This is a genomic window from Tepidiforma sp. (assembly GCF_034432735.1).
In the GTDB taxonomy this organism is placed as follows: Bacteria; Chloroflexota; Dehalococcoidia; order Tepidiformales; family Tepidiformaceae; genus Tepidiforma.
The window spans coordinates 1-10,285 of record NZ_DAOUBJ010000128.1 but is presented as its reverse complement, the minus strand read 5'-3'; the positions used below and the strand labels follow the sequence as shown (position 1 = coordinate 10,285).

Annotated in this window: 10 protein-coding genes; 2 read left to right on the top strand and 8 right to left on the bottom strand. The window is 68.6% G+C overall.

Annotated elements, in window-relative coordinates; genetic code table 11:
* A partial coding sequence (locus tag VAE53_RS11670) for a pyruvate kinase (RefSeq protein WP_322819541.1) occupies positions 1-732 on the bottom strand: 732 nt, incomplete at its 3' end.
* Between the two features lie 51 nt (positions 733-783).
* Positions 784-1,773: an oxidoreductase gene (locus VAE53_RS11665; protein ID WP_322819540.1), complete on the bottom strand. Its 990-nt coding sequence runs from the start codon at positions 1,771-1,773 to the stop codon at positions 784-786.
* A 116-nt stretch (positions 1,774-1,889) separates the two neighbouring features.
* Here VAE53_RS11665 and VAE53_RS11660 point away from each other — a divergent pair, with 116 nt between their 5' ends.
* Positions 1,890-2,819 carry an alpha/beta hydrolase gene (locus VAE53_RS11660; protein ID WP_322819539.1) on the top strand — a complete coding sequence of 310 codons (930 nt, stop codon included), beginning with the start codon at positions 1,890-1,892 and terminating at the stop codon, positions 2,817-2,819.
* Between the two features lie 190 nt (positions 2,820-3,009).
* Here VAE53_RS11660 and uvrA read toward each other — a convergent pair whose 3' ends face one another.
* Positions 3,010-6,156, bottom strand: a complete 3,147-nt coding sequence (uvrA, locus tag VAE53_RS11655) for an excinuclease ABC subunit UvrA (RefSeq protein WP_322819538.1) — start codon at positions 6,154-6,156, stop codon at positions 3,010-3,012.
* Positions 6,157-6,301: 145 nt separating this feature from the next.
* Here uvrA and VAE53_RS11650 point away from each other — a divergent pair, with 145 nt between their 5' ends.
* The gene (locus VAE53_RS11650; RefSeq protein ID WP_322819537.1) at positions 6,302-7,552 is read left to right on the top strand and encodes an SLC13 family permease; all 1,251 of its coding nucleotides are present in this window, start codon (positions 6,302-6,304) and stop codon (positions 7,550-7,552) included.
* On the opposite strand, the gene VAE53_RS11645 is transcribed toward VAE53_RS11650, so the two are convergent.
* The 5 genes from VAE53_RS11645 to VAE53_RS11625 form a co-directional block, all read right to left on the bottom strand.
* Entirely contained in the window at positions 7,549-8,280 is a 732-nt protein-coding gene (locus VAE53_RS11645) for a dihydrofolate reductase family protein (RefSeq protein WP_322819536.1), read from the bottom strand. The two genes, VAE53_RS11650 and VAE53_RS11645, sit on opposite strands and share 4 nt — an antisense overlap.
* Before the next feature lie 9 nt (positions 8,281-8,289).
* Positions 8,290-8,511 (bottom strand): DUF2905 domain-containing protein, encoded by a 222-nt coding sequence (locus VAE53_RS11640; protein ID WP_322819535.1) that lies wholly within the window; start codon positions 8,509-8,511, stop codon positions 8,290-8,292.
* Between the two features lie 6 nt (positions 8,512-8,517).
* Complete coding sequence (hisI, locus tag VAE53_RS11635) at positions 8,518-8,865, bottom strand: phosphoribosyl-AMP cyclohydrolase (RefSeq protein ID WP_322819534.1); 348 nt, start codon at positions 8,863-8,865, stop codon at positions 8,518-8,520.
* Positions 8,862-9,650: an imidazole glycerol phosphate synthase subunit HisF gene (hisF, locus tag VAE53_RS11630; protein ID WP_322819533.1), complete on the bottom strand. Its 789-nt coding sequence runs from the start codon at positions 9,648-9,650 to the stop codon at positions 8,862-8,864. Before hisF ends, hisI begins: the two co-directional genes overlap by 4 nt.
* A gap of 50 nt (positions 9,651-9,700) precedes the next feature.
* On the bottom strand, positions 9,701-10,285 hold a 585-nt coding region (locus tag VAE53_RS11625), incomplete at its 5' end, for a HisA/HisF-related TIM barrel protein (protein ID WP_322819532.1).

Here is a 10,285-nt window from a genome sequence, read left to right as displayed (position 1 = left end):
GGCGATGGTCTGGAGGGCTTCGGGGTGGCTGCAGGGGAGCTCGGGTGGTTGCCCTTGGGGCGGACTCTGGAGCGGTGCTGCGGAGCGGAGGAGGCGGATGCGGTCGCCTGCGCCGAGGGGGAGTTCGCCGGGGAAGTCACCGATTCGGAGGCGCGGGCCGGAGAGGTCGAAGAGGATGCGACAGCGCCTTGGCGGTGGTGTGCCCTGACGCTCGAGGTGGACTTCGGCGTCCCGAACGGCTTGGGCGAGTGCCTGCCAATCGGCGGGGTGGCCGTGGGCGGCGTTGATGCGGGCGACGTCCATGCCGGCGCGGAGGAGTTCGATGCAGTGGGACACGGGGTCGGGGGTGGTGTGGTCGAGGGTGACCATGATGCGGGTGGTGCGGTCCGGGCGGGGGCGGCCGAAGAGGCGGACGGTGCGCGCCTCTTGGAGGCGGAGGGCCTGGTCGCGGGTGGGTCCGAAGGTGCGCGGCGCTGCGCCGCTTAGCCAGGCGCGCACCTGTTCGAGGGAATCGAGGACGTTCGGTTCGAGGCGGCCGAGTGAGCTGAGGCCGAGGTCGGCGAGGGCGACTTGGAGGTCGGAGATGTCGCAGCTACGGAGAGCACGGTAGGCGAGGAGGTTGGCGGCGCTGATGGCTGCGTCTCCCTGGAGGGATGGCAGCACGGCTGCGGCCGCTCGGAGCGAAAGCGCCTGGAGTTCCTCCAGGCGCGTGAGGATAGCGGCTCGCTCCATGGTGGCGAGGATACGGGACGGGGGCGAACGGCCAGTTAACGTTTTGGGGTGTCAGGCGAGGCGGACGAGGGTGCGGCCGCGGACTTTGCCTTGGAGGATATCGGCGCAGACGGTGGGGACTCCTTCGAGGTCGGTTTCGACGGCGATGGAGTCGAGCAGGCCGCGGGGTTTGAGGTCGGTGGCGAGGCGCTGCCAGGTTTTGGTGCGCCGCTCCATGGGGGTGTAGACGGAGTCGATGCCGAGGAGGTTCACGTTGCGGAGGATGAAGGGGTAGACGGTGGTGGCGATGGTGTTGCCGCCGGTGAGGCCGCTGAGGGCGATGCTGGCGCCGTATTTCATGGTGCGGATGAGGTAGGCGGTGGTGGGGCCGCCGACGGGATCGACGGCGCCGGCCCAGCGCTCGGATTCGAGGGGGCGGGTGCTTTCGGCGCTGACTTCTTCGCGGGAGAGGATTTCGGTGGCGCCGAGTTGGCGGAGGTAGGCGTGCTCGGAGGTTTTGCCGGTGCTGGCGGCGACGGTGTAGCCGGCTTGGGCGAGCATGGCGACGGCGGTCGAGCCGACGCCACCGGTTGCTCCGGTGACGATGACGGTGCCGTTTTGGGGGCGGAGACCGTTGTGCTCGAGTGCTTCGAGGGAGAGGGCGGCGGTGAAGCCGGCGGTGCCGATGGCCATTGCTTCTTTGAGGGTGAGGCCGCTGGGGAGGGGCATGACCCAGTCGGCGGGTACGCGGGCGAGCTCGGCGAAGCCGCCGGGGTGGCTGACGCCGACGTCGTAGCCGGTGACGATGACTTCCTGCCCGCGGGCGAAGCGGTTGTCTTTGGACTCGAGGACGACACCGGCGAGGTCGACACCGGGGACCATGGGGAAGGTGCGGATGATGCGGCCCGTCGGGGAGAGGGCGAGGCCGTCTTTGTAGTTGATGGAGCTCCAGTGGACGCGGATGGTGACGTCGCCGGGGGGGAGGTCGGATTCGGGGAGGTCGCGGACGGTGACGGTGAAGGTGTCGTTTTGCCGGTCGACGACAAGCGCGCGGTAGCTCATGGGTGGACTCCGGGAGTGGGGTGTGGGGCTAGGGTGCGGGGTGGGATGGGGAGCTGCAAGGGGGGATGGGGGGATGGGGTAGACTGGGCGGGAGTTCGAAGCTGGGGGATTCGCGGATGAGCGAGGCGCTGCGAGGCGACCGGTTCCGGGTGGAGTGGACGTCGGTGCGGGGGTTTCGACAGGCGTTCGTTCGGGAGGGGGTGGGCGGGGTGCCGCTTTTGCTGGTGCACGGATGGCCGGAGACGAAGCGTATCTGGTGGCGGAATATCGGGGAGCTTGCGGCGGCTGGCTTCGAGGTGATTGCGCCGGATTTGCGGGGGTTCGGCGATTCGGAGGTGGGCCCGGATGGCTTCCACGATGTGCCGTCGCATGCGCGGGACTTGTACGCGCTGGTGAGGGAGGCGCTGGGGCACGAGCGGGTGGTGGCGGTGGGCGGGGATTTGGGTGGGCCGGTGATCCAGGACCTCTCGTTGCGGTTTCCTGGTTTTGTGGAGCGGATGGTGGTGTTCAATTCGCCGCTGCCGTACGACCGGGAGCGGATGGCGGGGATGCGTACGCGGCCGCCGCGCGAGGCATCGGACTACTATGTGCGGCAGGGGAGGGATGCGGATGGGCTGGCTGCGGAGCTGGCGACTGGGGAGATGCGGCGGCGGTATGTGGCGACGTTCTATACGTCGCGATTCTGGGCCCATCCGGGGGCGTTCGCACCGGAGGCGGTGGAGTTCATGTCGGAGCCGTTCGCGGATGGTGCGAAGTTGCGCGCGAGCTTCGGGGCGTACGAGGCTGCGTTCAGCGAGGCAGCGCGGAGCGAGCCTTCGACGATGGCCTGTCCGAACGGGACGCCGACGATGGTGCTTTTCGGGCCGAGCGACCACGTGATCTATCCGGATTTCGATCGGATGGCGGCGGTGGTGTTTCCGAATCTGGTGGGGCCGTTTTTGTTGCGGGATTGTGGGCACTTCGTGCAGTGGGAGGCGGCACCGGTTTTGAACTCGGCGATCGTGGCGTGGTGCGGGGATTTGCTGGCGAGTTGGAGGCGAGGGTAGGGCGGCGACCGGGATTGGCGCGGTAGGGCGCGAGGCCTGGCTGGCTCCCGCTTTCGCCCAGGCGGCAAGGGCCGGTCGAGCGGGCGATGGCGAGCGGTGGGCGTGGGGGCGCGCTTTTCGGTGGATGTGTATTTCGGGTGGCTGGCGTCGGGGCGATGGGGGTGGGTGGGGTGATGGGGAAGGGGGATGGTCAGTCGTCGCCGCGCGCTTGCCGCAGTTCGCGCTCGGAGGCGGACTCGCGGCGGGCGGCTTTCGGCTTGGCGGGGGCCCGCTCTGGCGCGGGTTGGGGCGCTGCTTCGCGGGTGGCGCGGGCGTCGATGCGGGCGGCGGCAGCGGCGGCGCGGTCGGCGACGTCTGCGGCGCCGTCGGGCGGGTTGGCGGGGGCGGCGGTGTGGCCGTTGGGGCTTGCGCGGCGGGTTCTGGGGGTTGTGGGGGGAGGGCCGAGGGTGCCGGCGGCTTCGAGGATGGGGCGCAGGTAGCGGCCCGTGAGGCTGGTTTGGTGGAGGGCGACTTCTTCGGGGGTTCCGGTGGCGACGACCTGGCCGCCGCGGTCGCCTCCGAGTGGGCCGAGGTCGATGAGGTGGTCGGCGGATTTGATGACGTCGAGGTGGTGTTCGATGACGATGACGGTGTTGCCGGCATCGACGAGGCGATGGAGGACGTCGAGGAGGTGGGCGACGTCCTGGAAGGCGAGGCCGGTGGTGGGTTCGTCGAGGACGTAGAGGGTGCGACCGGTGGAGCGGCGGGAGAGCTCGCTGGCGAGCTTGATGCGCTGGGCTTCGCCGCCGGAGAGGGTGGTGGCGGGCTGGCCGATTTTGATGTAGCCGAGGCCGGTGGCTTCGAGGGTATCGAGGATGCGGCGGATGCGGGGGAAGCGTTCGAAGAATTCGACGGCTTCGGAGACGGTCATGTCGAGGACTTCGGCGATGTTTTTTCCGCGGAAGGTGATTTCGAGGGCTTCGCGGTTGTAGCGTTTGCCGTGGCAGGCTTCGCAGGGGACGGTGACGTCGGGGAGGAATTGCATTTCGACGAGTTTGTAGCCATCGCCGGCGCACTCTTCGCAGCGGCCGCCTTTGACGTTGAAGGAGAAGCGGCCGGCTTTGTAGCCGCGGGCGCGGGCTTCGGGGACGGAGGCGAAGAGTTCGCGGATGAGGGTGAAGGCGCCGGTGTAGGTGGCGGGGTTGGAGCGGGGGGTGCGGCCGATGGGGGACTGGTCGATATCGACGATTTTGTCGATGTGCTCGAGTCCTTCGATGGCGTCGTGGGCGCCGGGGCGCTGGCGGGCGCCGTGGAGGACCTGGAGGGCGCGGGGCACGAGGATGTCGGTGATGAGCGACGATTTGCCGGAGCCGGAGACGCCGGTGACGGCGACGAGCTTGCCGAGGGGGATTTCGACGGTGATGTTGCGGAGGTTGTTTTCGCGGGCGCCGCGGATGCGGATGTGTTTGCCGTTTCCCTGGCGGCGCTGGCGGGGGACGGGGATTTGGCGCCGGCCGGAGAGGTAGGCGCCGGTGATGCTGTCGGGGCTTTGGAGGATGGCGGAGAGGGGGCCTTCGGCGACGACGCGACCGCCGTGGATGCCGGCACCGGGGCCCATATCGATGATCCAGTCGGCTGCGCGCATCATGGCTTCGTCGTGTTCGACGACGAGCACGGTGTTGCCGAGGTCGCGGAGGCGTTCGAGGGTGCGGATGAGGCGGTCGCCATCGACGGGGTGGAGGCCGATGGAGGGTTCGTCGCAGATGTAGAGGACGCCCATGAGGGCGGAGCCGATTTGGGTGGCGAGCCGGATGCGCTGGGATTCGCCGCCGGAGAGGGTGCCGGAGACGCGGTCGAGGGTGAGGTAATCGAGGCCGACGTCGACGAGGAATTCGAGGCGGGAGCGGATTTCTTTGAGGACCTGGGTGGCGATGGTTCGTTCGCGCGGTGAGAGGGGGGTATCGGGGCTGGCGAGGCGGTCGAACCAGGCGCGGGCTTCGGCGATGCTCATGGCGCTGACGTCGGAGATGGGGCGGCCGTCGATGAGGACGGAGAGGGCTTCGGGGCGGAGGCGGCGGCCGCGGCACTGGGGGCAGGGGATGGCGGCCATGTACTTTTCGATTTCGGTACGGACGTAGTCGGAATCGGTTTCGCGGTAACGGCGTTGGAGGTTGGGGATGACGCCTTCGTAGCGGGTGTCGTAGACCTGTGTTCGGCCGTACTGGTTGGTGAAGCGGAGGCGGAGGAGGCGGTCGCCAGTGCCGTAGAGGAGTGCCTGGAGCTGGGGTTCGGTGAGCTGCTCGATGGGGGTGTTGATGGTGAAGCCTTGGTCTTCGGCGAGGGCTTCGAGTTGGCGGAGGTACCAGCCGGCGACGCTGGGGGATTTGGACCAGGGCTCGATGGCGCCTTGGGCGATGGACTTGGTGCGGTCGGGGATGACGAGGGCGGGGTCGATCTGCATTTCGACGCCGAGGCCGGTGCAGCGGGGGCAGGCGCCGTGGGGGCTGTTGAAGGAGAAGGTGCGGGGTTCGATTTCGCCGATGGAGGTGCCGTCGTAGGGGCAGGCGAAGTGTTCGGAGAAGATGCGTTCGGCGGGGGGTTGGGTGGTGTCGGTGGGCGCACTTCCGGCGAGGGCGACGATCATGACGCCCTGGCCGATTTTGAGTGCTTGTTCGACGGAGTCGGCGATCCGGCTGGTGGCGGCTGGGTCGGTGCCGGGCTCGGGGACGACGAGGCGGTCGACGACGATGTCGATGTCGTGGCGCTTTTTTTTGTCGAGGGTGGGGAGTTCTTCGATGTCGTAGACCTGGCCATCGACACGGACGCGGACGAAGCCGGCGCGACGGGCTTCGTCGAAGATGCCGGCGTGTTCGCCTTTTTTGGCGCGGGTGACGGGGGCGAGGAGGAGGAGGCGGGAGCCGGGGGGGTAAGCGAGGGTGGCATCGACGATTTGTTGGACGGTCTGGCGTTCGATGGGGCGGCCGCAGGTGGGGCAGTGTGGCCGTCCGGCGCGCGCCCAGAGGAGGCGCATGTAGTCGTAGATTTCGGTGACGGTACCGACGGTGGAGCGGGGGTTGTTGGAGGTGGATTTTTGGTCGATGGAGATGGCGGGTGAAAGGCCATCGATGTGGTCGACTTCGGGCTTTTCCATGAGGCCGAGGAACTGGCGGGCGTAGGCGGAGAGGGATTCGACGTAGCGGCGCTGGCCTTCGGCGTAGATGGTGTCGAAGGCGAGGGAGGATTTTCCGGAGCCGGAGAGGCCGGTGATGACGACGAGCCGGTCGCGGGGGATGCGGACGTCGATGTTCTTGAGGTTATGTTCGCGGGCGCCGCGGACGATGATATGGTCGAGTGGCACGGCCAGCCTTTCTGGCGGGGGATGAGCGCGCTCTTTGGAGTGTAGCGCGAGCTGGGCGATGGGGATGGTAGCACGGATTGCGAACAAATGTTCCGCGGTGGGTAGGCGGTTTTCGTGAAAGGTTGGGGGGTGGGAAGCTTCGCGTGTGCTGGCGGGAGTGCTTGCGGTGGTGCTGGCGGCGACGGTCGCGGCGCTCTATGTGCGGCCGTTCGGTGCGCGCGATTGGCAGGTGGCGATGGCGGGGGGGCTGGTGGGATGGGCGCTGGGGCCGCTGGGGCTGCGCGGCGGGCTGGAGGTGGTGGGGGATGGGACGAACATCGTGGCGTTTTTTCTGGGGCTGATGTTGGTGGCGGCCGGCGCGGAGGCAGCGGGGCTCTATGCGCGGGTGGCGTGGGTGTTGGCGGGGCGGCCGACGGGGCGGGCGAGGGTGGCGCTGGTGCTCTGGGTCGGGGCGGTGGTGACGGCGATTCTTTCGAACGATGCGACTCCGCTGGTGCTGACGCCGGCGATTTTTGCGGCGGGCCCGGCTGGCGCGCGTTCGACGGCGGATTCGGCGTTCGCGGCGACGTTCGTGGCGGATGGGGCGAGCTTGCTGCTGCCGGTGAGCAACCCGGTGGGCTTGCTGTTTTTCGAGCGGTTCGAGGTGGGGTTCGGGTGGTATTTGGGGGTGGTGACGCCAGCGGCGGTGGCAGGGGTGCTGGCTTTGGGGGTGGCGACTTGGTGGCGAGCGGCGCGGGGGAGCGCTGGGGAGGAGGCTGGGGATGTCCGCTCGGTCCCGGCCCGCGCTATCGGACCGGCGCTGGCGGTGGTGGCTGGGCTGGCAGCGGGCTATGCGGCGGCTGGGGTGTTCGGTTTGCCGTTGGGGGTGGTGACGCTGGTGGGCGGGGTGGCGATGGCGGCCGCGGCGCGCGCGACGGGGCCGATCGATTGGGCGCGATACCGGCGGCATGTGGCGCCTGGGGTGTTGCTGTTCGTGGTGGGGCTGCTCTTGCTGGTCGAGAGTGTGGTGGCAGGTGGGACGCTGGACTGGCTGGCGGCGGCGTTGGTTTGGCTGGAGGCGCGCCCGGCTTTGGTGACGGTGGCGGGAGCGGCGGTGGTGGCCGCGGCGCTGGCGAATGTGATGAACAATTGGCCCGCTGCGCTGCTCCTGGCGGCGACGATTGGCGCGCGGCCGGGGGATCATGAGGGGTTGGTGGTGGGCTCGCTCATTGGGGCGACGATCGGGGCGAATTTTACGGTGGTCGGGTCGCTGAGCACGGTGTTCTGGCTGAGCCTGGCGCGGCAGCATGGGGCGGTGTTTGGCCCGTCCGAGTACGCGCGGAGGGCGTTCGTCCCAACGGCGGCAGCGATGGCGGCGGCGGTGGCGGTGGGTGCGCTGGCGGTTGGATTCGGTTAGCGGCGGACGCGGTAGCGGCAGTAGAGCTCGCCGGTGGTTTCGTTTGGTACGGCGGAGATGAGCTCGAGTTGTTTGATGGTGCGTCGGGTGAAGGGCCGGTCGCCTTCGACGGGGGTGAGGGTTTCGCGGCCGGCGACGATGCGGGGGCCGATGGTGATGAAGAGTTCGTCGACGGCGTCGAGGGCGAAGAGTCCGGCGTTGACGGTGGGCCCGCCTTCGCAGAGGAGGAGGCCTGCGGCGAGTTCTTGGCGCATGTGGTGGAGCATGGCGGCGAGGTCGTTGCGTTTGGGGAGGAGGACGACGGTGCGCCCGGTGGCGCGGAGGGCGGCGAGGCGTTGGGCCGGGGCTCCGCGGGTGACGTAGACGACGGCGTCGAAGTCGCGCGCGGTGAAGAAGGGGCGGTCGAGGGGGAGGTCGGCGGTGGCGGTGATGGTGGCGGCGATGGGGAGGCCTGGTTTGCCGCGGGCTGCGCGAATCTGTTCGAGGATGGGGTCGCCGAGGCGCGAGGAGGAGCCGCTGATGCGTAGGGTGTTGGCGCCGTTGAGGACGACATCGGCGTGGAGGCGGAGTTCGCGCATGAGCCGCTGGTCGATTTTGGAGCCGAGGCCTTGTTCGGTTCCTTCGACGACGGTTTTGCCGTCGACGGACATGACCATGTTGACGATGACGTAGGGCCGGTGGTCGGGCGGTGGGGGAAATTCGAGTGCGGTGTAGTCGGGCTTGGGCATGTGGGGAGGTTACTGGAATCGTCGGAAGATGGCGGCGAGGAGGGAGAGGCCGATGGAGAGGAGGACCATGGTGGTGATGGGGATGTAGACGCGGGTGTTGCCGGTTTCGATGCGGATGTCGCCGGGGAGCCGGCCGAACCAGGAGAAGGCGCCGATTGCGACGAGGGCGCCGAGGACGAGGAGGGCGAGGCCGATGGTGGCGATGAGGATGCCGAGGGTGCGGGTGTCCATGGCGGGTCAGGGGGAGGGAGGGATGTCGGTGGTTGGGTCGATGGGGCGGTAGTAGCAGGTGGGGTTGCCGGTGTGGCAGGCGGGCCCTGTGGGGCGGGCGCGGACGAGGAGGGAGTTGGCTTCGCAGTTTTTGTGGATGGAGACGAGGGCGAGGGTGTTGCCGCTGGTTTCGCCTTTTTGCCAGAGTCGGCGGCGGGTGCGGCTCCAGAAGGTGACGAGGCCTGTCTGGAGGGTGAGGCGGAGGGCCTCGGCGTTCATGTAGGCGAGGATGAGCACTTCTCCGGTGTCGGCGTCCTGGACGATGGCGGGCACGAGGCCGTCGGGGCCGAAGGTGAGCCGGTCGGCTTGGCTCATGGGACGGGCTCCGGGGAGGGAACAGGGCGGACGGGGATGCCGCGCGCGGCGAGGTACTCTTTGACTTGGCGAATGGTGTACGTGCCGAAGTGGAAGATGCTGGCGGCGAGGACGGCATCGGCGTGGCCTTGGGTGAGGGCTGCGGCCATGTGCTCGGGGCCGCCGGCGCCGCCGGAGGCGATGACGGGAACGGTGACGGCCTGGGAGATGGCTCGAAGGAGTTCGATGTCGTATCCCTGTTGGTGGCCATCGGTATCCATGCTGGTGACGAGGAGTTCGCCGGCGCCGCGGCGGGTGGCTTCGCGGGCCCATTCGACGGCATCGAGGCCGGTGGGCATTCGCCCGCCATGGGAGTAGACCTCCCAGCGGGCGGGGCGGTGTTGGACGCGGCGGGCATCGATGGCGACGACGATGCATTGGCTGCCGAAGCGGTCGGCGCCTTCGTCGATGAGGTTCGGTTCTTGGAGTGCGGCGGTATTGATGCTGACTTTTTCGGCGCCGAGCTCGAGCATGATTTTCATATCGGCGGTGGAGCGGATGCCGCCGCCGACGGTGAAGGGGATGAAGACTTGTTCGGCGGTGGCGGCGACCATGTCGTAGGTGGTGGTACGGTCTTCGGCGGAGGCGGTGATGTCGAGGAAGACGAGTTCGTCGGCGCCTTCTTCTTCGTAGCGGCGGGCGAGTTCGACGGGGTCGCCGGCGTCGCGGAGCTGGAGGAAGGAGACGCCTTTGACGACGCGGCCGCGGTCGACGTCGAAGCAGGGGATGATGCGCCGGGTGAGCATGGTTCGATTGTGGGGTCTGAGGTGGGGCGATGTCGACGGGCGATATGCTGCTACGGCGTGGCTACGGCTTCGAGGGCTTGGCGGAGGGTGAAGCGGCGTTCGTAGAGGGAGGTGCCGACGATGGCGCCTTCGCAGCCGATGGCGGCGAGTTCTTGGAGGTGGGCGATGGTGGAGATGCCGCCGGAGGCGATGACGGGGCAGCGAACAGCGGCGACGAGTTGGCGGTAGGCCTGGAAGTTGGGCTCGGAGAGGGTGCCGTCGCGGGCGATATCGGTGAACATGATGCGGGGGACGCCGGCGGCGTCGAGTTGTTGGGCGAGGTCGATGGCGAGGATGTTGCTACTTTGTAGCCACCCATCGGTGCGGACGTAGCCGTCGCGGGCGTCGATGCTGACGGCGATGGCGGGGCCGAAGCGTTGGATGGCGGCTCGGGTGAGGGCGGGGTCTTTGACGGCGATGGAACCGAGCTGGACGCGGTCGGCGCCGCGGGCGAGGGCGGCTTCGATGGCCTCGAGGGTGCGGATGCCGCCGGATACTTCGACGGGGATGGTGACGGCCTGGCAGATGGCAGCGATGGTCTGGATGTTGACGGGGTGGCCTAGGCGGGCGCCGTCGAGGTCGACGACGTGGAGGCG